General features: G+C 70.0%; 19 protein-coding genes. 10 read left to right on the top strand and 9 right to left on the bottom strand.

The window, feature by feature from the left end:
- Positions 1-22: 22 nt before the first annotated feature.
- From AB0B35_RS31345 to AB0B35_RS31335, 3 genes are read left to right on the top strand one after another with little or no spacing between them, the layout of a single operon-like run.
- Entirely contained in the window at positions 23-1,855 is a 1,833-nt protein-coding gene (locus AB0B35_RS31345; RefSeq protein ID WP_361052312.1) for an MFS transporter, read from the top strand.
- A 2-nt stretch (positions 1,856-1,857) separates the two neighbouring features.
- Positions 1,858-2,385 (top strand): hypothetical protein, encoded by a 528-nt coding sequence (locus tag AB0B35_RS31340; protein ID WP_361052226.1) that lies wholly within the window; start codon positions 1,858-1,860, stop codon positions 2,383-2,385.
- Complete coding sequence (locus AB0B35_RS31335; protein WP_361052223.1) at positions 2,382-3,524, top strand: M23 family metallopeptidase; 1,143 nt, start codon at positions 2,382-2,384, stop codon at positions 3,522-3,524. The genes AB0B35_RS31340 and AB0B35_RS31335 overlap by 4 nt, the downstream gene beginning before the upstream one ends.
- A gap of 611 nt (positions 3,525-4,135) precedes the next feature.
- Here AB0B35_RS31335 and AB0B35_RS31330 read toward each other — a convergent pair.
- The 3 genes from AB0B35_RS31330 to AB0B35_RS31320 form a co-directional block, all read right to left on the bottom strand.
- Positions 4,136-4,621: a hypothetical protein gene (locus AB0B35_RS31330; protein ID WP_361052220.1), complete on the bottom strand. Its 486-nt coding sequence runs from the start codon at positions 4,619-4,621 to the stop codon at positions 4,136-4,138.
- Between the two features lie 24 nt (positions 4,622-4,645).
- A complete protein-coding gene (locus AB0B35_RS31325) occupies positions 4,646-4,789 on the bottom strand; it encodes a hypothetical protein (RefSeq protein ID WP_361052217.1) in 144 nt (47 codons plus the stop codon).
- A 113-nt stretch (positions 4,790-4,902) separates the two neighbouring features.
- Positions 4,903-5,064, bottom strand: a complete 162-nt coding sequence (locus tag AB0B35_RS31320; protein WP_155369439.1) for a hypothetical protein — start codon at positions 5,062-5,064, stop codon at positions 4,903-4,905.
- A gap of 101 nt (positions 5,065-5,165) precedes the next feature.
- Here AB0B35_RS31320 and AB0B35_RS31315 point away from each other — a divergent pair, with 101 nt between their 5' ends.
- The 3 genes from AB0B35_RS31315 (at position 5,166) to AB0B35_RS31305 (ending at position 8,136) form a co-directional block, all read left to right on the top strand.
- A complete protein-coding gene (locus AB0B35_RS31315) occupies positions 5,166-5,441 on the top strand; it encodes a hypothetical protein (protein WP_361052214.1) in 276 nt (91 codons plus the stop codon).
- A 117-nt stretch (positions 5,442-5,558) separates the two neighbouring features.
- On the top strand, positions 5,559-7,499 hold the full coding sequence (locus tag AB0B35_RS31310; protein ID WP_361052211.1) for an FtsK/SpoIIIE domain-containing protein: 1,941 nt from the start codon (positions 5,559-5,561) through the stop codon (positions 7,497-7,499).
- Positions 7,500-7,512: 13 nt separating this feature from the next.
- Positions 7,513-8,136 (top strand): hypothetical protein, encoded by a 624-nt coding sequence (locus AB0B35_RS31305; RefSeq protein WP_361052208.1) that lies wholly within the window; start codon positions 7,513-7,515, stop codon positions 8,134-8,136.
- 99 nt (positions 8,137-8,235) lie between these two features.
- Here AB0B35_RS31305 and folE read toward each other — a convergent pair whose 3' ends face one another.
- From folE to hpt, 3 genes are all read right to left on the bottom strand, one after another.
- Positions 8,236-8,862 (bottom strand): GTP cyclohydrolase I FolE, encoded by a 627-nt coding sequence (gene folE / locus AB0B35_RS31300; RefSeq protein ID WP_361052205.1) that lies wholly within the window; start codon positions 8,860-8,862, stop codon positions 8,236-8,238.
- 14 nt (positions 8,863-8,876) lie between these two features.
- Positions 8,877-10,895 carry an ATP-dependent zinc metalloprotease FtsH gene (ftsH, locus tag AB0B35_RS31295; RefSeq protein WP_360523955.1) on the bottom strand — a complete coding sequence of 673 codons (2,019 nt, stop codon included), beginning with the start codon at positions 10,893-10,895 and terminating at the stop codon, positions 8,877-8,879.
- A 697-nt stretch (positions 10,896-11,592) separates the two neighbouring features.
- Positions 11,593-12,156 (bottom strand): hypoxanthine phosphoribosyltransferase, encoded by a 564-nt coding sequence (gene hpt, locus AB0B35_RS31290; protein WP_360523952.1) that lies wholly within the window; start codon positions 12,154-12,156, stop codon positions 11,593-11,595.
- Between the two features lie 267 nt (positions 12,157-12,423).
- On the opposite strand from hpt, the gene AB0B35_RS31285 reads away from it, so the two are divergent.
- The gene (locus tag AB0B35_RS31285) at positions 12,424-13,377 is read left to right on the top strand and encodes a helix-turn-helix domain-containing protein (RefSeq protein WP_361052201.1); all 954 of its coding nucleotides are present in this window, start codon (positions 12,424-12,426) and stop codon (positions 13,375-13,377) included.
- 79 nt (positions 13,378-13,456) lie between these two features.
- Here the strand turns inward: AB0B35_RS31285 and AB0B35_RS31280 are convergent, their stop codons facing one another.
- Together AB0B35_RS31280 and AB0B35_RS31275 are read right to left on the bottom strand one after the other, a co-directional pair.
- The gene (locus AB0B35_RS31280) at positions 13,457-16,750 is read right to left on the bottom strand and encodes a S8 family serine peptidase (protein ID WP_361052198.1); all 3,294 of its coding nucleotides are present in this window, start codon (positions 16,748-16,750) and stop codon (positions 13,457-13,459) included.
- A gap of 254 nt (positions 16,751-17,004) precedes the next feature.
- Entirely contained in the window at positions 17,005-18,588 is a 1,584-nt protein-coding gene (locus AB0B35_RS31275; RefSeq protein WP_361052195.1) for a gamma-glutamyltransferase family protein, read from the bottom strand.
- A gap of 59 nt (positions 18,589-18,647) precedes the next feature.
- On the opposite strand from AB0B35_RS31275, the gene AB0B35_RS31270 reads away from it, so the two are divergent.
- Positions 18,648-19,730 carry a zinc-dependent metalloprotease gene (locus tag AB0B35_RS31270; RefSeq protein WP_361052192.1) on the top strand — a complete coding sequence of 361 codons (1,083 nt, stop codon included), beginning with the start codon at positions 18,648-18,650 and terminating at the stop codon, positions 19,728-19,730.
- On the top strand, positions 19,727-20,821 hold the full coding sequence (gene tilS, locus AB0B35_RS31265) for a tRNA lysidine(34) synthetase TilS (protein ID WP_361052189.1): 1,095 nt from the start codon (positions 19,727-19,729) through the stop codon (positions 20,819-20,821). The genes AB0B35_RS31270 and tilS overlap by 4 nt, the downstream gene beginning before the upstream one ends.
- Positions 20,822-20,825: 4 nt before the next feature.
- Here the strand turns inward: tilS and dacB are convergent, their stop codons facing one another.
- Positions 20,826-22,793 carry a D-alanyl-D-alanine carboxypeptidase/D-alanyl-D-alanine-endopeptidase gene (gene dacB, locus AB0B35_RS31260; protein ID WP_361052186.1) on the bottom strand — a complete coding sequence of 656 codons (1,968 nt, stop codon included), beginning with the start codon at positions 22,791-22,793 and terminating at the stop codon, positions 20,826-20,828.
- 301 nt (positions 22,794-23,094) lie between these two features.
- Between dacB and AB0B35_RS31255 the strand changes: the two genes are divergently transcribed.
- A complete protein-coding gene (locus tag AB0B35_RS31255) occupies positions 23,095-23,586 on the top strand; it encodes an inorganic diphosphatase (protein WP_203698955.1) in 492 nt (163 codons plus the stop codon).
- The last annotated feature ends 65 nt before the right edge of the window (positions 23,587-23,651 follow it).

Genomic DNA, 23,651 nt, shown 5'->3' with positions numbered 1-23,651 from the left:
CGCCGCCGCGACCCTCGCCACGATGGTGCTGGCGCTGGGGACGCTCTTCGGCGCGCCCGTCCAGGCCGCGCCTGCTGCTTCTGCGGCGGCCGCCCCAGGAGACAAGCTGTGCTCGCTGGAGGAGTGGACAGCACGCGGGCTCGACGAGTGCATCAAGCGTCTCCAGGAGGTCAGCGCCGCGCGCGTGCAATGCGTCAGCGCGCCGAACCCCGCCGCCCCAGACTCCGGGCTCGGAGGCTGGTTCGTCAGTAAGCCTACGTGGGACAACGGCACCGGAATCGGCCTGCGGTACAGCACATACGGCTACGCGGGTTATGACTACACGACCTATGACATCAACTGCGTCCAGACCGTGATGCACCCCGATTACAAGCTAGAGAACACCATCGCTAACGGCGAGTTCATGCTCGCTGCCGGGATCGTTGGTGTGGCGAATGCATTACGGGAACGCGCTTGGGCTCCTGACGAGATGTGGGGCTGGGCTGATCCGCTGGTCGAAAAGGCCACTACAGCACTGTACAAGCAAGTATTCAGCGTATTCGGTGTCATCACGCTCGCAGTGATCGGCGTGTACCTGCTGTGGCGCTCCCGCCAGGCGCAGATGTCCATGGCGTTGACCACTGTCGGATGGGCTCTCTTGGTCATGGTGGGAGTCACCGCAATCGCGAGTTGGCCTGTCCAGTCGGCGAAGGCCGCCGACGGCACGCTGGTGAGCGTCCTGAGCGTTGTCCACGACGCTGTTGGCCCTCAAGCGATCACCAGTGAATCCTGCAGTCTTCCTGATCCCGCAGCCTGCGAAGACCATCGCCCACCTGCAGTACGAGCAGGCGACACAGCCGTGGACGCTCTGCTCTACCGAAACTGGCTTCGCGGGGCCCTGGGATCCGCCGACAGCGAGACTGCCAAGAAGTACGGGCCAGCACTCTACCGAGCGAAATCCCTCTCCTGGCAGGACGTCGCGGCTATCCAGGACGATCCCGCCCGGCGCGACGGCATCATCCGCGCCAAGCAGAGTGATTGGATGAAGGTCGCAGAACAGATCAAAACGGAGGATCCAGAGGCATACGAGTATCTTCGTGGAACAAAGGGTATGGAGCGCATCGGTGCCGGCTTCGTCGCCATTCTCTCCGCTGTCTGCTACGCGGCCTTCGATGTCGTCGCTTCGCTACTTGTGTTGCTCGGCTTCCTCATCATTCGTTGGGCCGTCGTAGCCGCGCCAGCTCTCGGCACCGTCGGTCTTCTCCGTCCCGCTAGCGCCGGATTGCGCCGGCTCGTCAACTCGGTCTTGGCGGCCCTGTTCAACGTGCTCATATTCGGGACGGGCGCTGCCGTCTATCTATTCGCCGTCGACCTGATCATGAGCACGTCATCGTTGGCGGGATGGCTTCAGGTGACCTTGGTGCTTCTGTGCGGAGCAGTGGGCTGGATGCTGCTGCGGCCGTACCGTCGGATCACCCAACTTGGCGGTGGCAGCAGCGGCACCTCGCTTCTCACCGCCAGGCCCGCCGCACCGGCGACAGCGTCCTCCTCAAACGATCGGATGCCGGCTACCGTAGTCGCGCCTGGAAGCACGAGCAGCACAACCGTGCCGGAGGCACGGCCGGAACTCTCGGTCAACGCGGAGGACCCCGCCTCAGTCGTCCGCGCCGAGGCACGCGGTGGTGCCGACCCAGTACGTGCGGAGGCTTGGCGTTCGCCTGATGTTCCCGATTCATCACCGGCCTACGCCGTTTACCGGCCTGCCTCTGTGCCTCACCAGGCGAACACTCGCGCGGAGGCACGGACGGAACCTGCTTCTGAGCCGTCGCGAACGACCGAGTCGCGCCGCTCCGAAACTTGGGCGGAACGGAGCTAGTCATGCTGTCCCGAATCCCTCTACGGCCCCGCACCGTGGTGGCGCTCGGGCTGGCCGGAGTGGTCGCAGTGATCGTCGCCCTCGGCAAGTTGTTAGGCGACGCCGCTCCGCCGGAGACCTCATCTGTCCAACCGCCGGTCGCTGCCCCTAGCGCCGTCGACCCGCACGAGGGCGACGACGGTTTGATCCAGCTTGACCCGACTCCGAGTCCCATGAAGGCGAGTAACGGCCCACAAGCCCTCTCTGTGGCAACCAAGTTCGCCCAACAGTGGATCAAACACGATCGGAACGCCGACGCATGGCTCGACGCCTTGCGGCCGCACAGTACAGAAACACTTGTCGCCGAACTTGATGGTGTGGACCCCGCCGGTGTTCCCGCAAACAGGATCACCGGACCAGCCCGCATGGAGGCCCTCGCGGACGCATTCGTAGAGGTTGTCATCCCGATCGACGCAGGTCTGCTGCGCTTGCGTCTTGTGGCTGCGCAAGGCCGATGGCTGGTGGACGGTATCGACTGGGAGCGGGTATGAGCAGCCTCCCGTCGCTCACCCCTCCTCTACGCGACAAGGGGCGCCGGTTCCTGCGGCCGGGGATCGTCGTCTCCGTTACTGCGGCCCTGGGTTTGCTGTGCTGCGGCGGTGCCGTGACTGCGGTCATTTTCGGCGACCTCGCCACGAACAACTCATCGTTGAGCAATGCGCTTGGCTGTGGCAGCACCAAGACCATCAGTGTTACTGGTCAGTTCCCGAGGATCGGACCATATGGCGAGGACAAGATCCGTAACGCCGCTATCATCATCAAGACCGGCCAGCAGCTCAAGGTGCCCCCACGAGGCTGGGTAATCGCGGTGGCGACCGCGATGCAGGAAAGCAGCCTCACCAATCATGGCCATCTTGGCGACCGCAACGACCATGATTCACTGGGACTGTTTCAGCAGCGACCAAGCCAGGGATGGGGCACTCCGGAGCAGATCATGGATCCCGCCTACTCGTCGACGAAGTTCTACAACAAGCTGGTCAAGCTCAAGGGTTGGGAGACGCTTCCACTCACTGTCGCCGCGCAGCGGGTGCAGATCAGCGCTTATCCGAATGCCTACGCCAAGCACGAGCCGACGGCAACGCGCATCGTCAATGAGCTCACGGACGGTGCGGCGCGGGCTGTCGTGGTCGGCAACCAGTTGAAGTGCGCTGAATTCGGCCAGATCGCGGCCTCCGGATGGACGGCTCCAGTGGGGGCGGGGGTGTGGTCGGGGTTCCGCACTCGCGAAAGGCCCAGCCACAATGGCGTTGACCTCGGCGCCTCTCGCCACACACCGATCCGAGCAGCCTCAGCAGGCGTCGTCATCGTCAGCAAATGCGATGTGGGCAACTGCGACCGGGACGGCTCACCGTCCACACCTGGTTGCGGATGGTTCGTTGACATACTGCACGCAGGCCAGGTGATCACACGCTACTGCCACATGGTCAGCCGGCCTCTGGTTCATGTCGGCGAACGGGTCGGCGCTGGCCAGGTCATCGGATACGTAGGCACCAGCGGCCACTCGAGCGGGCCGCACCTGCACTTCCAAGTTCACCTCGATGGCGACCGCTCCAACCGCGGCGCAATCGACCCAGTGCCGTTCATGGCGAGCAAGGGTGCCGCATTAGGAAGGGGGAACGACTCGGCATGACCGAGGCAGACTTCGCAGCTTGGGCGGCCGAATGGCGCACACCGCCGGCTCCCATCGTTCCGGTGCCCGCCCTGACCGTCATAAGCAGTGGCGGTGTACTCCGTGGTGCGCGCGTGATGATCGGCCTACCTGGCCACGGGTGGCGCACCGGTCTGCGTGGAGACACGCTGATACGGCAGGGCGCTCGCAGTCTCATTCCGGTTCTGGCAGAGGCAGAGTGGTATCGCGCCGAACGGGAGCGTGTCGAGGTTTTCGCAGCTCTGGTGCCCGTAGAGCGGGTCTGGGTGGAAACCATCAGCACGTCGGCCGAGAGCGCCCCGATCACTGAAGGACTACTGCTGGTGTCGCTTGATGCCCCACCTACGCGTGTCGCGATTCCTGCGGAAACTGTTGCCGCTCAGTCCAGTGGTCAACTGACAGGACGGCGGCTTGTGCAGACCAGCGCCGACGGGGAGCAGCGGGGCTTGAGGGCAGTGACAGAAGCCCACGCGGGTCCCGAGGGCAACCCGCAAGTCAGGGTCGCGCAGGAACACGATTGGTATAGGTGGGCAGCGACTGGCCAGGCTCCCGCCACGCGCGCGGTTCCGATGGCGGAACTCTGGTTGGAGTAATCAGCTATCGGCACTCGCCGCCGGTGCTGGCGTCAAGCTTCTAGTTGCGCCACAGACTCGCCAACCATCGTCCTCAATCAATTCGAAGTACCACAGTTCCGTCTGGCGGCCCTGTACCACTCCGTTCTCCATCGCGGTGACAGTCAGCGATGTACCCAATTCCATCGTCCCCGACTTGTCGACTGAGGTCATCGCACCCCAGCTAACCAACATCTGCACGTTGAATTCACTCTCACGCCGATCAAGATCAGCGCGCATGGCCCTTAAATCGGACAACTTCTCGGGGTGAGCACATTCATAGAGATCGACCCCGACCTCATCCTTGGCCACCAACGCGGCGCGCAGATACTCATCTAGAACGATCTTCGGATTGCTCCGGTCGATCTTTGTAACCTCGTGATATGCAAGAACGACGGCTGTCACACCAGCAACACCTGCGACGGCTACCAGGATCGCCAAGGTCAACAGAACTTTTCGCCACTTCACCGACCGCACTATGTCCCCCCATCCTCACGTCGTTTGGCCACGCTTGCCGAAGGGCACTGCGTCGAGTTCACGGCCCGGCTGGAAGGCTGCCAGCACCTGCTCCAACAAGGCTGCACGCATGTCCACGGCAACCTTCCACCCAAGCCATATCCACTGCAGCTTCGCCACCGTGCTCCACCCCGTCAGCAGTGGCACATGTCAACGCACCTTGCGGGCAGCGTAGCCGAGCGGACACGCCGCGCACAGGGTCCGGCGATTCCGCTGTGGATGACCCGCCGAGGTCAGACCGACCCGGTGTTGAGGTTGCCGAACAGCCACAACCCGCAGCAGCAGAAGATGACCAGCAGCAAGGCCACGGCGGCTCCGGCGATGGCGAGCATCATCGGCTTCTTCACCAGGCCGAGGAGGGGCGACGGCCGCTTCGGCGGCGGGGTCTCGTACACGCGATGACGATAGCCTGCGCCACCCGGCCGCACGAGGTCGCGACAGGCGGACAGTTCACCGCCGGGAGGCCGCTTCGGGAATCACCCCGTACCCTGGTCGGGTGACCGATTTCGCCGAACTGGATGCCCTGCCCACCGAGGAGCTGCGCGAGCGCGCCTTCACCAAGGCGCGCGAGAAGCTGGACATCGGCTTCTTCTGGGACCTGTTCAAGCACCTGCCCACCTCCCCGGAGACCGAGGAGCGGGAGCTTGCCGACATCGGCTCCGCAGTCGACGACTCGGTGTCGCTGTGGCGGGAGTTCACCGGGCACGACTACGGCGACCAGGAGCCTCTGATCAGGGCGCGCTTCATCGACTACCTGTCGAGGGACGAATAGCCCGGCATCGACGGATGAACTGTCGGGTTTACACGGGAGTTGCTTCCGCGTAGTTGCGACAGGTATCGGGCGCTCTGCGCTACCCTCCCCCGGGGAGGACGCAGCGGAGGTGTCGGCGTGCCCGGATTGAACGCGCGGATCGACCAGGCGGCGAGCCTGCACCGGCATGCTTCGGCGGTGACTCAGGCGGCGGCGTCCGCGTTGGACACCTATCTTCCGCCGCCGCGCACGGATCTGGCTGAGCAGCAGGCGCTGGCGCAGCGGCTGCGTGACGCGGCCGTGCGGCTGACGCCGGGCTGGCTGGGGGCCGTGCTGGACGAGGTGCCGGCGGGTTTGCCGCTGGGTGAGCAGCGCCGGCCGGAGTTCGTCCGGATCGGCACGGCGGCGCCGGGCGAGGATGCCCAGTTCCCGGCGGTGTTGCCGCTGCTGGGTACGGGTCATCTGACGTTCAGCGCCGACTCGCGGGATCCGCGGGTGGCGGGGGTGCTGCGGGCGGTCCTGCTGCGGCTGCTGGCGACCGCGCCGTCGGGCACGCTGGTGGTGCGCGCGGTGGATGCGGTCGGCGGGGCGCTGTTCGCGCCGTTCGGGGCGCTGGCCGATGCGGGGCTGATGCCGCCGCCGGTCACTGACCGGGCCGGGTTGCAGGCGGTGCTGGCGGAGGCCGAGCATTGGGTACGCCCGAGCCGCCCGGAGGCGCAGCGGCGTCCGACGGCCCGGCCGCGTCGCCGGGATTGCACGATGTTGCTGCTGATCGCCGCCCTGCCCTCAGATGTGACGGGTGCGGAGCTGAATCGGATCACGGCGCTGGCGCAGGCGGGGCCGGCGACGGGGCTGCACCTGGTCGTCGCGGGCTGGCCGCCGCCGCCGCTGACTCCGGACACGTCGCTGCCGTCGGCACAGACCCCGCTGCCGATGAGCACGCAGGTCGCGCTGCGCAACCCGTACGCACTGCTCGGGGGTATGCCTTTCACGCCACCGTCGGCTCGCGCTGACGACGGGCCGAGCCCCACCGCGACCTGGCCGGGGCTGTCGGTGCCGGTGCGGCTCGACGCTGATCCGCCGGCGGAGCTGGTGGCTCGGGTGTGCCGGGAGCTGGCCGAACGTTATGCCCTGTCGGGGCAGGTGCACCTGATGGATCTGCTGCCGGACCCGGATCACTGGTGGGCGGAGTCGTCGGCGGCGGGCATGTCCACGACCGCCGGGCTGGCGGGCGAGACGCCGATCTCGCTGGTGTTCGCCGATCTGACGCCGCATTGGCTGGTCGGCGGCCGGTCCGGCGGCGGCAAGTCGGCGTTCCTGGTGAACGTGCTGTACGGCCTGTGCACCCGTTACGACCCGGATGAGCTGGCGCTGTACCTGCTGGATTTCAAGCCGGGTGAGGCGTTCGGCAGGTTCGCGCCGAGCACGGGGTCCGAGCCTGATCCGGCGTGGCTGCCGCATGCCAGGGTGGTCGGCCTGGACTGTGATCGCGAGCAAGGGCTGGCGGTGTTGCGGGAGCTGGACGAGGAGCTGCGCCGCCGCGAGGAACTGTGGCAGGAGTTGGGGGTGAAGCGGTTCGCACAGGCGCGCGAGCAGCGGCCGCTGCCCCGGCTGGTCTGTGTGATCGACGAGTTCCCGGTGCTGTTGACAGGGTCGGATCCGGTCGCGGCGGAGGCGCTGGGGCTGCTGGAGTCGGTCGGCCGGCGCGGTCGGGCGTACGGCGTGCATCTGATCCTGTGTTCGCAGACGGTGCGCGGCATCGAGGCTTTGCACGTGCGCCGGGATTCGCTGTTCGGGCAGGTGCCGGTGCGGATCGCGCTGCCAGGCGGCGGGGACGTGCTGGAGGCGACGAACGACGCGGCGGCGACCTTGCCGCTTGGCTGCGCGGTCGTGAACACGGCGGGCGGCCTGGGCGGCCCGCGGGGCGCGACGCGCGGGCACGAGAAGACGGTCCGTTTCCCCGACCCGGATGCCGACGCCCAGGTGCTGGCCGCGCTACGGCAGCGCCTCTGGCAGGCCCGTGACCCTTCCTCGGATCCGCCCATCGTGCTCACCGCGTTGACCCAGGAACCCGCATGAGCGAGGAGGAAGCGTGAGCGAGCGGAGTGCGGCGTGGGCGGAGTATCTCGGGGCGGCGCAGCGGTTGGACACGGTGCGGCGGGAGGCGGCGGACTCGGCCGCGGGTGAGGCGTCGGCGCTGGCGGCGGCCCGGGACGAGCTGCCGACCGTGCAGGCTCGCCTCGGGATGCAGGCCACCCGGCTGCTGGACACGGCGAGCCGGGCGGGGGTTCCCGCGCCGGTGCTCCAGCCGGGTCCGGCGGAGCTGCTGGCGGCGGCTGAGGCGGTCGGCGGCGGCCCGGCGGTGGCGCTGGCCGCGCTGCGCCAGGTGGGCGCGAACGTCGAGGTCGCCGACGGGGCGCTCGCTCGGCTCGACGACGAGGGCAGCGGCTCCCAGACACTGCGCAACCTGCTGGTGTACGGGCCGATGGCACTGCTGGCGCTGCTCGTGCAGCTGGCCGTTGCCGGCCTGGCCGGCGACGGCGCGCAGGTGTTCTTCGCCGCGGTGAGCGGGTTGCTCCTCGGGCCGCTGGCCTTCGGGGCAGGCTGGCTGCTCGTCGGAGTCGTCTACCGGGATCGGCCACGGACCGCCGCGGTCGGCGCGTTCGCCTGCATCGCACCGGTGCTGCTGGCCGTCGCGCTCCTGGCCGTCCTGTGATGGTCGCCTGACGCGGTTCGGTGATCGGAGTCGCTTCGGGGTGCGAAGACGCCCGCCCGGCCGTGGTTGCGGCGAGGCGGGCGTCGCTGTTCAGGCGAGTCAGCGAGAGTTGATCAGGGACATCGCTTCGGCGCGGGTCTTCGGGTCCGACTTCAGGATGCCGCGTACGGCACTGGTGACGGTGCGGGCGCCGGCCTTGCGGATGCCGCGCATCTCCATGCACATGTGCTCGCATTCCAGCACCACGATGACGCCACGGGCCTGGAGCTTCTCCTGGAGCAGGTCGGCGACCTGCGAGGTGAGCCGTTCCTGCACCTGCGGGCGGCGCGCGAACACCTCGACCAGCCGGGCCAGCTTCGACAGGCCGGTGATGCGGCCGTCCTCGCCGGGCAGGTAGCCGACGTGCGCGACGCCCCGGAAGGGCAGCAGGTGGTGCTCGCACAGGCTGAAGATCGAGATGTCGCGGACCAGCACGAACTCGTCGTGGTCGGCCTCGAACGTCGTGGTCAGCACGTCCGCGGGGTTCACCCGCAGGCCCGCGAACAGCTCGGCGTACGCACGGGCCACCCGGGACGGAGTCTTCTGCAGACCGTCGCGGTCGGGGTCCTCGCCCAGCGCGAGGAGGATCTCCCGGACTGCCTTCTCTATACGCGCCAGGTCGACGGTCTCCTCCACCGGAACACCGGTGAGGGAGCCGTCGACGAGGCGGGCGGCGAGATGGTCCAACTCTTGCTCGCCGTTCAGTTCGTGGCCTCCGCGGTCGTCGAGACGGTGATCTCGCCGCTGTCGGTGGCCTGGCCGTTGCTCGCCGACTGCTTCTCCACCTCGGCCGGGGTGAGCACCGGCGGCTGGGTGGACGGCGTGCGCTTGCCGAACCCGTTGAACGGGGCCATCGGCGGCCGCTTGACGACCCGGGCGCAGATGCGCGCCATGTCGGCGGTCGAGATGGTCTCCTTCTCGATCAGCTCCAGCACGATCGCGTCGAGCACGTCGCGGTATTCGACGAGGATCTCGTACGCCTCGTCGTGGGCCAGCTCGATGAGCGAGCGCACCTCGGAGTCGATCTCGGCGGCGATGGAGTCGGAGTAGTCCCGCTCGTGGCCGTAGGAGCGGCCCAGGAACGGCTCGTCACCGGCGGTGCCGTACTTGACCGCGCCGAGCTTCGAGCTCATGCCGTACTGGGTGACCATCGCGCGAGCCAGGGCCGACGCCTTCTCGATGTCGTTGCCGGCGCCCGTGGTGGGCTCGTGGAAGACGAGCTCCTCGGCCGCCCGGCCGCCCAGCGCGTACGCCAGGGTGTCGATCATCTCGGCACGGGTCTGGGTGTACTTGTCCTCGGTGGGCAGCACCAGCGTGTGACCCAGCGAGCGGCTGCGCGACAGGATGGTCACCTTGTGCACCGGCGCGCTGTGCGGCAGCGCCCAGGCCACCAGGGCGTGGCCGCCCTCGTGGTACGCGGTGATCTTCTTCTCGTGGTCCGACATCACCCGGGTGCGCCGCTGCGGGCCGGCGACCACACGGTCGATCGACTCCTCCAGCGACTCGTTGGTGATGGCGCGCTTGTCCTGACGCGCGGTCAGCAGCGCGGCCTCGTTGATCACGTTGGCCAGGTCGGCGCCGGTGAAGCCCGGCGTACGCCGCGCCACCGCGTCCAGGTCCACGTCCGGCGTGAACGGCTTGCCCTTGCCGTGGACCCGCAGGATCGCCTTACGGCCGACCATGTCGGGGGTGTCCACCGCGATCTGGCGGTCGAAGCGGCCCGGGCGCAGCAGCGCCGGGTCGAGGATGTCGGGACGGTTGGTCGCGGCGATCATGATGACGCCGCCCTTCGCGTCGAAGCCGTCCATCTCGACCAGCAGCTGGTTCAGGGTCTGCTCGCGCTCGTCGTGACCGCCGCCCATGCCGGCGCCGCGGTGGCGGCCGACGGCGTCGATCTCGTCGACGAAGACGATCGCCGGAGCGTTCGCCTTCGCCTGCTCGAACAGGTCACGGACCCGCGAGGCGCCGACACCCACGAACATCTCGACGAAGTCGGAACCCGAGATCGAGTAGAACGGCACCCCGGCCTCGCCGGCGACGGCGCGGGCCAGCAGCGTCTTACCCGTTCCGGGCGGGCCGAACAGCAGCACACCCTTCGGGATCTTGGCGCCGAGCGCCTGGTACTTCGCCGGGTTCTGCAGGAAGTCCTTGATCTCGTGCAGCTCCTCGACGGCCTCGTCGGAGCCGGCCACGTCCGCGAAGGTGGTCTTCGGGGTGTCCTTGCTGACGAGCTTCGCCTTCGACTTGCCGAAGTTCAGCACCCGCGAGCCGCCGCCCTGCATCTGCGACATGAACAGCAGCAGCAGGATCACCAGTACGGCGATCGGCAGCAGGCTCACCAGCAGCGACAGGAACACCGACTCCTCGGTGACCTCGGTGTCGAACGGCCCGGAGATCTTGCCCGCGGCCTTGGCCGCGTTCACCTGGTTGAAGATCTCCAGCCCGGCGTCGGCCGGGTACTGGGCCTCGATCTTGTCAGTCTCGACGTCGTCGAACTTGGCTTTATTGGCCAGATCGATCCGGAGCGTCTGCTCCTTGTCCCGGATCTGCACTTCCTTGATCGCGTTCGGGCCAGCCTGGTTGAGCTGGGCGAGCGCGACCGAGGTGTCCACGGGCTGGTAGCTCGGGCCGCTGGTGAAGAGCTGGCTGAGCAGGATCGCGCCGATGGCCACGATGAAGATCCAGAAGATCGGCCGGCGGAAGAAACGCGTACGCTCCATGCTGTTACCGGACGCTTTTGTTCGCGCCCGTGTCCTCCTGATCGATAGAGGCGGTCAGCTCACCGGGCGCGGCCCGGTTAGTCGACGGTACACCGTAGAAACCTTCGGTTGGCTGATGCGTGGTCCCCATCGCACAACGTTCAGCGTTTTCTCAGCTCAGGTCCCCCGCATACGGGACAAATGACACCTGTGTTCGCTTACGGCTGAGGGGATGGTTTGGGGGGTGGGGACGGGGGCGCTCCGCGGGGTAGGGGTCGGGGGCGCTGGGCCGCCAAGAGCGGGCGGCCCTTTACGCGCCCCCGACCCCTACCCCGCTCCGCACGACACGTACAGAAAGCTCCACAAATTACGGATAAGCGACAGCGGTCACCGCATCACCCACGTACCCCGTAGACGGCTCCCGGGGAGAGCACGGTGGCTCGCTTGCGCCCTACGAGTAACGCCCCACATGACGGTCCTTCAAGACACGGGTGGGGACTGTGGGGCTAGGTAGTAGCCGAGTGTGGGGCGTAACTGACTTGGCAGAACATAGAAAACCCGCATGAACCCCACCCACCGCGACCACTCCTACCGGAGCGGAGCAGGGGGTGCCGCCGGAGTGAGCGTAAAAGGGCCGCCCGGTTTTGGCGGCCCCCAGCGAACCCGGCGGCACCCCCTGCGGAGCGCAACCACGCACGAAGCGCACGAAGCGCACGAATCAGCGCTGATAGACCTCAGGCTTGAGAATCCCCACGTACGGCACCTCGCGATACCGCTCCGAGTAGTCCAGCCCGTAGCCGACGACGAACTCCGTAGGAATGTCGAACCCGACGTACTTGACCGGCACCGGCACCTTGATCGCTTCAGGCTTCCGGAACAGAGCAACGACGTCGACCGACTTCGCCGAGCGCGACTCCAGGTACTTGAGCAGCCAGGAGAGGGTGAGGCCCGAGTCGACGATGTCCTCGACGACGATCACGTGCTTGCCGGCGATGTCGCGGTCGAGGTCCTTGAGGATGCGTACGACGCCGGAGGACGTGGTGCCCTGGCCGTAGGAGGAGACTGCCATGAACTCGAGTTCGACGGGGGGGCCGCCGATCTTGCCGAGTTCGCGGGAGAAGTCGGCCATGAACATGACCGCGCCCTTGAGGACGCATACGAGAAGCAGGCCGTCTACCGACGCGTAGTCGGCGGCGACCTGCTTGGCGAGCTCGGCGGTCTTACCGCGGAGTTCCTCTTCAGTGATGATCACACGGTCTATGTCCGCGTCGTACCAGCCCATGTGGTCAAGACTGCCGGATGAAGGGCCTCTGGCGCACGTCGGGGTCGGAATTGGTGACGATCATCCCGAGCTGGCCTGCGACGCCGGTGACCAGTAGGAACGCTAGTAGGAAGATGAACTGTCCCATGACGGCCTCACCGTTTCGGAGTGGTTTGGGGTGGTGCGCACCGGTGTGAATTAAGTGTCTCGTGTCCGGTTCGGGTGGGACAGTGGCAGGGATGCCAGGGTGCCTCGAATTTCTGCCATTCATCGAGTAGCGTGAGTCACATGTCGCTGTATCGGGTGGCCGTGCTGGGGTTGGACGAGATCGCGCCGTTCGAGCTCGGGGTGTTGTGCGAGGTGTTCGGGACCGATCGGAGCGCGGACGGGTTTCCGTCGTACGAGTTCGCGGTGTGCAGTCCGGACGGTGCGCCGATCCGTACGCGGTCGGGGTTCGGGATCGTGCCGGATGCGGATCTGGGGCCGCTGGCCACGGCTGATCTGGTGGCCGTGCCTGCTCATCCGCTGACGTCGGCGGTGCCGCCGGCGGCGGTGGAGGCGCTGGTGGCGGCCGCCGAGCGGGGCGCGTGGATCCTGTCGGTGTGTTCGGGGGCGTTCCTGCTGGGGCAGGCGGGGCTGCTGGACGGGCGGCGGTGCACGACGCACTGGAAGCACGCGGCGTTGCTGGCCGAGCGGTATCCGACGGCGCTGGTGTCGCCGAACGAGCTGTACGTGCAGGACGGGCGCGTGATCACCAGCGCGGGGACCGCGGCGGGGATCGACGCGTGCCTGCATCTGGTGCGGCAGGTGCAGGGGGCGGCGGTGGCGACGAAGCTGGCCCGGCGGATGGTGGTGCCGCCGCACCGGGCAGGCGGGCAGTCGCAGTTCATCGAGGCGCCGATCCCGGAGCAGGTGGACTGCGACACCCTGCAGCCGCTGCTGGAGTGGCTGGTCACGCACCTGGACGAGCCGCTGACCGTGGACGACCTCGCGGCGCGTACGCACATGGCCCCGCGCACTTTCGCGCGCCGGTTCCGGGCGGAGACCGGGGCGACGCCGCACGACTGGCTCACCCATCAGCGACTGCTGCTGGCCCGGCGGCTGCTGGAGGAGACCGACCTGAGCGTCGAGTCGGTGGCGACCCGCGCGGGCTTCGGCGACTCGGCGACGCTGCGCCACCACTTCCGCCGCCGCCTCGACACCACCCCGGCCGACTACCGCCACCTCTTCCGCAGCAGGTGAGACGAAGGAAGGGCACCTTCACAACGCTCCGCGTCGTAGAAGGTGCCCTTCCGAACATCACGACCCTGCTGGGCAGGGCTTACGGGGCGACCACCGGGATGCGGGTGCGCACGACCGTGGTGCCGGGGACTTCCGGGCTGGTCATGCTCGTGGTGATCCGGGCGTCGGAGGGCATGATGCCGCGCAACTGCACGGTGTACGACGCCACGCCGCCCGGGTGCCCGCCGGTGCTCTGGACGCGCAGGTCCGGACCCGGCTTCTCGGTGCGCAGCGTGCCCTTGCCGAGCGCGTTCTCGGCGCCGACCGCGAACACCTTCGCACCACTGGGCAGGTCCTTGGCGTCGTACGCGAACCGGATGTCCTCGTTCTCACCGGTGGCCAGCCAGACCTGGAAGCGCTGAGTGTCGGTGGTGCCGAAGCGGTTCACCCGCCATTCCACGACGATCCACTCCACGCCGCCGCCCTGGGCGGTCGCGACGCGCACCCCGTCGGCCTGCGAGCCGTCCATGTCGGCCCAGTACGGGGCCAGCACATTGTTGGGCCGGCCCGCGTCGGGAGCCCGCACGCCGTCGACGGCGGGCGGCTCGAAGCGGATGTCCTGGCTGGTGCCGCCGCCGACGACGAGGTAGCCGTTGGAGACCACGCCGATGCGGTGGTACGTCTGGCCGGCGTAGCCGAACCCGGGCACGTCGTAGGTGATCATCTCCTCGTCGCCGATCGGGTCGGGCGTGACGTCCAGCGGCTGCCACACCCGGTCGTCCAGCTTCGCGACGTCAGGGGTGCCCGGCTCGATGCCGCGCAGCGTGGTGTCATGGCTGACCTCACGCGGGCCGTCCACGGTGGCCCCGCCGTCGACGCCGGTGACGGCGAGCGCCGGGTCCAGGCGCGTGGTCAGGTCGACCGCCGCGTCGTCGAAGCCGGTGTTGGCGGCCGTCACCGTGCACTGCGCGGTGCGGGTCAGCGTCACCTTCTTCGCGGTGCAGGTGCTGGCCAGCGTCACCTGGCCCTGGGCGGGCTGGAAGGCGACCGGCAGGTGCAGCGCCGGGCCGCCCTCGGCCGGGGTCAGCCGGATCTCGCCGGACAGGTAGCCGTCGGCGGCCGAGCGGGAGTAGATCGTCACGGGCAGCGGCGCGGCTCCCCGGGCGGGCACGGTGACCGTCGGCGGGACGCTGATCGAGCTGTCCGCGGGTGCGGTGGCCGCGACGGCGTACGTGATGGTCCGGTCGGTCATGTTGCGCAGCGTGCGCACAGTGGACAGCCGGCCCGGCATGATCGGCGCGTTGATCGACGGCAGGTTGAGGTCGACGGCGCGCACCTCGTCGCCGGCCAGGGTCATCATGCGGGTGGCGGAGTCCGAGACGGTCAGGGTGACCTGGTCGGCGCGGTCCACAGCGATCCGGCCCGCGCCCATCTCGTGCGGCCCGGCCGGGGTCTCGCCGTCCTCCTTGACCACCTCGGTCACCGCCGTGGTCATCAGTGCCGACTTGAGCTCGCCCGGGGTCCAGTCCGGGTGCCGGGAGGCCAGCAGCGCGGCCGCGCCGGCCACGTGCGGCGACGACATGGACGTGCCGGCGATGGCCTGGAAAAGCTCACCGGCCGGGCCGCCCGCGGTGGCGTCCGGAGTCGGCGTGTGTCCCGCCAGGATCTGCACCCCCGGCGCGGTCACGTCGGGCTTGAGGGCGAGGCCGCCGGGGCCGCGGGAGGAGAACGCCGCCATCACGTCGCCGGTGCCCGGGTTGGCCTGCCCAGCCGTGATCGTCGCGGTGACGTCGGTGTTCGCGGCGAGGAACTCCAGCACCGCCGCGTCGGCCAGGTGCACCGTGGGCAGCCAGTGGTTGTCGGTCTCCACGTCCTGCAGGGTCGGGTTGTAGAGGATCATGCCGACGGCGCCGCCCTCGCGGACGTTCCAGCCCTTCTCGACCCGGGGGTTCACGCCGCGTTCGCAGACGACGATCTTGCCGGTGAACAGGCCCTTCTTCGCGGGCTTGGCGCAGCCCATGCCGCCCTTGTAGCCGGGCACGTCACCGGCCCGCACCACCGGGGCCGGCCCGGCGCCCGCGGTCAGCGAGGCCCCGTTCAGCAGCTTGGTCGCGGTCCCGGCCTGCAGGGTCAGGCCCGCGCTGAACTCACGCCGCTGGCTGGAGGCGGCCACCGTGGTCACCCACGGGGACAGGTGGTTGACCGTGCCGGCGTCCGGGCCCGAGTTGCCCGCCGAGGCGGCCACGAAGACCCCCGCCGCGTACGCGTCCAGGAAGGCCATCTCGACCGGGTCGCTGAACGGGTCGGTGCCGCCGGAGATGGAGAAGTTGACGACGTCGACGCCGTCGCGCACCGCCTGCGCCACCGCGGCCGCCGAGTCCGACGACATGCAGCCGTTCTCGCCGCAGACCTTGTAGACGCTGACCCACGAACCCGGCGAGACGCCGTGCACCGGGCCGCGCTCAACCCCGAAGACCTTCGCCGAGGCCAGCACGTTGCCCGCGGCCGTCGAGGCGGTGTGCGTGCCGTGCCCGTCGCTGTCGCGGGCCGACTTGTACGTCTCGTCCGGGAACGCCGACAGGTAGCCCTTCAGGAACGCCGCGCCGCCGATCAGCTTGTTGTTGCAGCGGAACACGTCCTTGGCGGGCGTCAGCGGGTTGTCGCCGAAGTCGCAGCGGCGCGCCGTGCCGTCCGTCTTGACCGGCGGGGCGGCGAGCACGCCCTGGTCGGCGAAGGACGGGTGCTCCGGCCACGCGCCGGTGTCCAGCACGCCGACCACGACGCCCTTGCCGGCCTGGCTGGTCGGCGCGCCGTTCGCGCCCGCGCCGCTCTGCAGCACGTCCGCGCCGATGAAGGAGCTGGACGAGTCGGTCAGCGGCTCGCGCAGCTCGTCGCGCTGCACCGCCACCACACCCTCGACGCCGAGCAGCTTCTTGACCTCGTTGGCCGGCAGCGTCAGCGCCACCCCGCCGTACACGGTGCGCAGCCGCTGGCCGACCTGCGCCGAGGGCAGCTTCGCGGCGAGGGCCGAGGTGAAGTCGTTTTCGCGCTGTTCCAGGTACTGCTCGTAGGCGCGTTCGGCGTCGCCGCCGCGCAGCCGGGTGCCGGTGGCCGCCGGGCTGGTCGCGGCCAGGCCCGGCACCCCGCCGGTGTAGCTGGCGACGGCGTCGTGGTCGAGTTTGACCAGCACCGGGATGCGCTCGCCGTCGGTGCGGTCGAGCAGGCTGCGGTCGGTCTTCGCGAGCCGGCTGGTGGGCGCCCGCCCGGCCGTGGCCCGGGACGCCGGTTGGAGTTTCTGCGGGCCGTTCGGCGCGGCCGCGCCGCTGCCCGCCGGTATCACCGCACCACCCGCCACCAGGGCGAGCCCGCAACTAATCCGGACAAAAGTCGCCATCTTCACAGTGGCGTCAACGAACGCGTGTAGGGCCTGGACATGACGCACCACCCCACGACCTGCCCCACCCACCCCTCGGCGGCGGCCCACACGCACCCCACCCCGACCCGCCCGAGCCCCGCCCACGGCGTCAAGATCGCTGCAGTTTCACGGAAACTGCAGCCATCACCGCCCGGATAACCGCAGTTTCCCTGAAACTGCAGCACCGAAGCGGCGCGGCGCGGGCGGTGCGGAGGCGGCCGGGTCGGGGGAGGTCAGTAGGCGGCGGCTTGGCCGTCGGCGCGGGGTTCGGAGCCGGCGACGTAGCCGCCGGGGATGCGCCAGATGGCCTGGCCCATGCCGAAGGTGCCGCGGTCGGTGGCGACGGTGACCTCGTGGCCGCGGGCGCGCAGGTCCTCGATCAGGGCCGGGTCGAACTCGGGCTCGACCTCGACCTGCCGCTCGGTGTGCCAGTACCAGCGCGGCCGGGTCAGCGCCTCCTGCGGGCCGAGGCCGTCGTCGACCGTCGCCAGCACCAGTTGCAGGTGGCCCTGCGGCTGCATGTGCCCGCCCATCACGCCGAACGGCCCCAGCGGCGCGCCGTCGCGGAACAGGAAGCCGGGGATGATCGTGTGGAACGGGCGCTTGCCGGGCGCGGCGACGTTCGGGTGGGCCGGGTCGAGGCTGAACCCGGCCCCGCGGTTCTGCAGCCCGAAGCCGTACTCCGGCAGCACGACGAACGAGCCGAAACTCTGGTAGGTCGACTGGATCAGGCTGACCATCATGCCGTCGGCGTCGGCCGCGGCCAGGTAGACGGTGCCGCCCTTCATCGGGTCCCCGGGCGGCGGGTCACCGGCCCGGTCCCCGATCAGCGCCCGCCGCGCGGCGAGATAGGCGGGATCGAGCAGGTCGGGCATCGGGTACGCGGCCGGATCGGCGACGTACGCGTGCGCGTCGGCGAAGCCGATCTTCATCGCCTCGATCTGCTCGTGCAGCCCGTGCCGCGGCAGCCCGTCGAGCAGCGCGAGCGCCTGCAGCGCGGCCACCCCCTGCCCGTTGGGCGGGATCTCGTACACGGTGTGCCCGCGATAGTCCGTGCTGACCGGCTCGACCCAGGTGCTGGTGTGCTCGGCCAGATCGGCGGCGGTGAGCAGGCCACCGGTGTCCGCCGCGTACGCCGCCAGCGCGTGCGCGATCTCGCCGCGGTAGAAGGAGTCGGCGTGGCTGCCGCCGATCAGCCGCAGCGCCCGGCCCGCGCCCGGGTTGCGGAACAGCTCGCCGACCCGCGGCGCGCGACCCTCAGGCGCGAACACGGCCGCCCAGTCGCGGCACTCGGGCTGCGCCAGCCCGCGGTGGATCTCCACCGACGCGGCCCAGCGCCGGGCGACCGTCGGCGACACCGTCCAGCCCTGCTCGGCGTAGTGCACCGCGTCGGCGAACAGCCGCTCGAACGGCAGCCGCCCGAACCGCGCGTGCAGGTCCTGCCAGCCCGCCGGCGCGCCCGGCACGGTCACCGGCAGCCAGCCGCGGGCCGGCGGGGCAAGCGCGGCCCGCGCCTGGCCCCCGCCGAGGGCGTCGTTGGGCGGGTGCGCGGCCGCGGTGAGCGCGGCCAGGCTCAGCGCCGCCGGGGCACGGCCCGAGGCGTTCAGCCCGTGCAGCTGCTTTCCGTCCCAGACCAGGGCGAACAGGTCGCCGCCGATGTCGTTGGAGCCGGGCTGCACCTGGGTCAGCGTGACCGCCGCCGCCACCGCCGCGTCGACCGCCGAACCGCCCTCACGCAGCATCGCCAGGCCCGCCTGGGCGGCGAGCGGCTGGCTGGTGGCCACCACTCCCTGGGGCGCGTACACCGCTTGTCGCATCCCTGGATCAAAACACGAGCCGCGGGGCGATATGGCTACGGGAGAGTAGGTTCTTACCTATGGCTCTCGTGGACTGGGATCTCGCCTCGACCACCGCCGCGCGGTTCGGCCCGACCGGACCGTCGGTCACCTACGAGCAGGCCACCGCGGTCGTGCGCGACCTGCGGCAGCTCGCCGACGAGGCGATAGGCCACGTCGCGGAGTACACGAAGATGATCCCGCAGGTCCCGGACGCGCCCGTGCGCGTGGTCGACCGGCGCACCTGGGCCGACGTCAACGTGCAGGGGCTCCGGACGGTGATCACGCCGCTGACGGACAAGCTGGAGGAGAAGGTCGGCTTCCTCGGCAACCTGGTCGGCGCGAAGGTCACCGGGGTGGAGGCCGGGGCGGTGCTGGGCTACCTGTCCGGCAAGGTCCTCGGCCAGTACGACGTCTTCGCCGCGCCGCCCGCCGAGCCCGGCCGCCCCGTGCAGGCGGGACAACTGCTGCTGGTCGCGCCGAACATCGTGGCCATGGAACGGCGGATCAAGGCCGACCCGCGCGACTTCCGGCTCTGGGTGTGCCTGCACGAGGTCACCCACCGGACCCAGTTCACGGCCGTGCCGTGGCTGCGCGGGCACTTCCTGGACGAGGTGCGGGCCTTCATCGAGGCCACCGAGCCGCCCACGGCCAACCTGCTCAGCCAGGCCTACCAGCAGTTCGGCGCGGCGATCAAGGCCGCTCGCGCGCCCGAGGGCACCCGCGGCGCGTCCCTGCTGGAGGCCGTGCAGACGCCCGAGCAGCGGGCCGTGCTCGACCGGCTGACCGCGGTGCTGACCCTGCTGGAGGGCCACGCCGAGGTCGTCATGGACGGCGTCGGACCGCGGGTCATCCCGACCGTCGCCACCATCCGCGCGGCGTTCGACCGCCGCCGCAACCCCGGCAACCCGGTCGAGCAGTACCTGCGCCGCCTGCTCGGCATCGACATCAAGATGCGGCAGTACGCCGAGGGCCGGGTCTTCGTGCAGTCGGTGCTGGACCGGGTCGGCATGGACGGCCTGAACCAGATCTGGACCTCCCCGCAGACCCTGCCGAGCCTGGACGAGATCGCCGACCCCGACGCGTGGGTGACCCGCGTCGTCACCGCCGACACCCGGGGATGAGGCTGGACCCCTCGGTCGCCGCGATCCGCACCGCGATCCGCCACACCCTGACCGCCCTCCCCACCCCGACCCCGCACGCCGCCCCCGCCGCCCCGCCTGCCGCAACTCTTGAGGAGTCGCGGCCTCAGGCGGGTCCGGATGGCACAAGTCTTGAAGAGTTGCGCCCGGGGGTAGGGGCCGGGGCGGGGCGGTTGGTCTTGGTGGCGTGTTCGGGTGGGGCGGATTCGTTGGCGCTGGCGTCGGGGGCGGTGTTCGTCGCGACGCGGTTGGGGTGGCGGGTGGGGCTGGTGACCGTCGATCATCAGTTGCAGGAGGGGTCTGCGGAGCGCGCCGGGCAGGTCGCGCGGTGGGCCCGGGAGCAGGGATTCGACCCGGTGGAGGTGGCGACGGTCGAGGTCGGGGAGGTCGGCGGGCCGGAGGCGGCGGCGCGGCAGGCGCGGTACGCGGCGCTGGCCGAGGCGGCCGGGCGGCTCGGTGCGGCGACGGTCCTGCTCGGACACACCCGGGACGACCAGGCCGAGACGGTGCTGCTGGCGCTGGCGCGCGGGGCCGGGCCGCGCGGGCTGGCCGGGATGCCGGCGCACCGGACGCACGCCGGGGCGCGGTTCAGCCGGCCGCTGTTGGACGTGCCGCGGGACGCGTGCCGAGCCGCATGTGCGGCGCAGGATCTGACGCCGTGGGAAGACCCGCACAACACCGATCCTTCGTACGCCCGAGCGCGGGTGCGGGCTGATGCGCTCCCCGCGCTGGTCACGGCTCTGGGCGAGGGCGTCGTGGCCAACCTGGCCCGGTCCGCCGCCCTGCTGGGCGCGGACGCCGACCTGCTCGACGAGCTGGCCGGGCAGGCCCTGGACCGCTGCCGTACGCCCGCGGGGCTGTCCGCCGAGGCGCTGGGCGAACTGCCCACGGCGCTGCGTACCCGCGTGCTGCACGGCTGGGCCGCGGAACTGGGCGCGCCCCGGGCGGCGCTGACCCACCGGCACGTCGCGGCCCTGGACGCGCTGGTCACGGCCTGGCGCGGGCAGGGCCCGACGCTGCTGCCCGGCGGAATCGCGGTCAGCCGCCGGGCAGGTGAACTGACCGGCGGCTGAGCCCTCAGCGGCAGCCGCACACCGCGATCGACGCGGCGATCTTGTCCAGGGCGTTCTGCGCCGTTTCCCGGTCGGTCGGCACGTTGTCGGCGAGCACCGCGAACGCCAGCAGCCGCCCGTCGGCCGTCTGCACCACCCCCGACAGCGAGTTGACGCCGTTGAGCGTGCCGCTCTTGGCCCGCACCACGCCGAAGCCCGACTTCGACTTGGCGAAGCGCAGCGTCATCGTGCCCGACCAGCCGGCCACAGGCAGTCCGTTGAAGAAGTCGGACAGATGCGAGTCGGTGCCGCCCGCGGCCTTGACGAGCAGGCCGGTCAGCACCTTCGGCGAGATCTTGTTCTTGGGGGACATGCCGGAGCCGTCCAGCAGGTCGCTCTGCGTGGCGTCGAGCCCGAGCTCGGTCACCACCTGCTCGATGGCGGCGGCGGCACCGGCGAACGACCCGGGCTGGCCCTTGGCCAGGGCGACCTGGTGGGCCAGCGCCTCGGCCAGGGTGTTGTCGCTCTCGGTCAGCATCTGCTCGACCTGGCGCAGCAGCGGCGCGGAACGGACGGAGCCCAGCTCGGCGCCCGGCGCGGGCGGCCCGGCCGCGGCCGCACTGGCCTGCGGTGACGGGGCCGTCGAACCGGTGGCCGTCGTGGTCGCGGGCGCCTTGCCCTTGGCGCTGCCGGTCAGCCCGAGCAGCTTCGCGAAGGCGTCACCGGCGGCCCGCTCGGGGTCGTTGTACCGGTTGAACGGCATCACCCGGTCCTTGATGTCGGTGCGCGCACCGTTGATCATCACCGCGGTGATCCGGGAGACGTTGCCCTCGCCCAGGGTGTCGCTCGGCCAGTCCGGCGACGCGTTCGGCCCGGAGTACAGGCTGCCGTCGGTGATCACCTTGGTGATCGGGGTGTCCCCCATCGCCTTCTTGACCTGCGCCGCGAGATCGTCGAGCTGGGCCGCGCCCTCGTAGAACTTCTTGGCGGTCACGCCGAGCGTGGCGTCGCCCGCGCCGATCAGCACGACCTCGCCGGGGTTCGGCCCGGCCACCACCCGGGTGGTGATCCGGTAGTCGGGGCCGCGCGTGATGAGCACGGCAGCCGCCGTGACCAGCTTCGTGTTCGACGCTGGAGTGATCATCTCGGTCGGGGCGCGCTCGTAGAGCACCTCGCCCGTGGTGACATCGACCACCGAGGCGCTGACGCTGCTGCCCAGCGGGGAGCTGATCACCAGCGGGTCCAGCACCTTCTTGAGCGCGGCGGCGTCCGGCAGCGGAGCGTCGGCCAGGGCCGCCAGCACCGGCGCGACCGCAGGTTCGGCGGGCGGGGCCGCGCTGGGCGACTGCCAGTCGGGAGAGGCCAGCAGGTCCGACATCAGGCCAGGCTTGAACACGGCGATCCCGCCCAGCCCCGCGCCGAGCGCGACCACCAGCGTCAGCACCGTGATGAGCACGCCCTTGCGGTGCTTGCGCGGCTTGCCGCCCTTCGGCGCGGTGGGCTCGGGTGCGGTCTGCCCGGCGGGTCGGCCGTACTCACCGGGACGGGTGGGCCCGCCCGCGCCGAACGCCGCTTCCGGACCCTGCGGGACCTGGGCAGCTCCGTACTGGCCCTGCGGCATTTGCGCCGAGCCGTAGCCGGCCTGTGCCTGCGGGGCCGAGCCGTACTGGCCCTGCGGCGAGCCGTAACCGGGCCCCGGCTGAGCCTGCGGGACCTGCGCGGAGCCGTACTGGCCCTGTGGAACCTGCGCGGCGCCCTGACCGGAACCCGACTGCCCCTGCGGCACCTGCGCGGAGCCGTATCCGGCCTGCGCCTGCGGGGCCGAGCCGTACTGGCCCTGCGGGACCTGCGCCGAACCGTAGCCGGGCGAAGCCTGGCCCTGCTGGCTGCCGTAGACCTGTGGACGCGCGGAGCCGTAAGCCTGTGGATTACCCGGCTGCGTGTCCTGTGGACGGCCGCCGTAGGGCTGGCGGTCCTGGGGAGAGCTGTGCACATCCTGTGGATAAGCACCCGGTCGGGGGCTTGCGCTCTGTGGATAAGCCGGTGGATACCCGCTGCTTCCCTGGTCCGGGGCCTGTGGATAACCGGTGTGGAGCTGCCACACCCACTCCTGCCCGTTCCACACCCACTCGCCCGGCGGGCCGGACGGCGAACCCGCGGCATCTCCGGGTTCGGCACCGTAGTGTGAACCTTGCCTCCCCAAAGCGGCCCTCCTCCGATGCCCCGAACCAGCCAGGCGAGACTAACTAAAATTCGCCAACGTCGGCGAACTAACAGGCCAATGGGAGTGTGAAATGGATTTCGACGTCACGGTTGAGATCCCTAAGGGGCAGCGCAACAAGTACGAGGTCGACCACGAAACCGGGCGGATCCGGCTGGATCGCACCCTCTTCACCTCCACCCAGTACCCCGCCGACTACGGGTTCATCGAGAACACCCTCGGCGAGGACGGCGACCCGCTCGACGCCCTGGTGCTGGTCCAGGAGCCGACCTTCCCCGGCTGCCTGATCAAGTGCCGCGCCATCGGCATGTTCCGCATGCGCGACGAGAAGGGCGGCGACGACAAGGTCCTCTGCGTGCCGGCCGACGACCCGCGCCTGGAGCACCTGCGTGACATCCATCACGTGGCCGAGTTCGACCGGCTGGAGATCCAGCACTTCTTCGAGGTCTACAAGGACCTGGAGCCCGGCAAGAGCGTCGAGGGCGCGACCTGGGTCGGCCGCACCGAGGCCGAGGCCGAGATCGTGCGCTCTTACGAGCGTGCCAAGGAGAACGGCGGCCACTGAGGCCGGACATGTCGAAGGGGCGCGGCGGAGGATTCCTCCGGCCGCGCCCCTTCGTCTTGCGCGGG

This window comes from Catellatospora sp. NPDC049133, assembly GCF_040648455.1.
Taxonomy (GTDB): Bacteria; Actinomycetota; Actinomycetes; order Mycobacteriales; family Micromonosporaceae; genus Catellatospora; species Catellatospora aurea.
The sequence above is the reverse complement of the archived record's forward strand: the minus strand, read 5'-3'. Positions and strand labels throughout refer to the sequence as shown.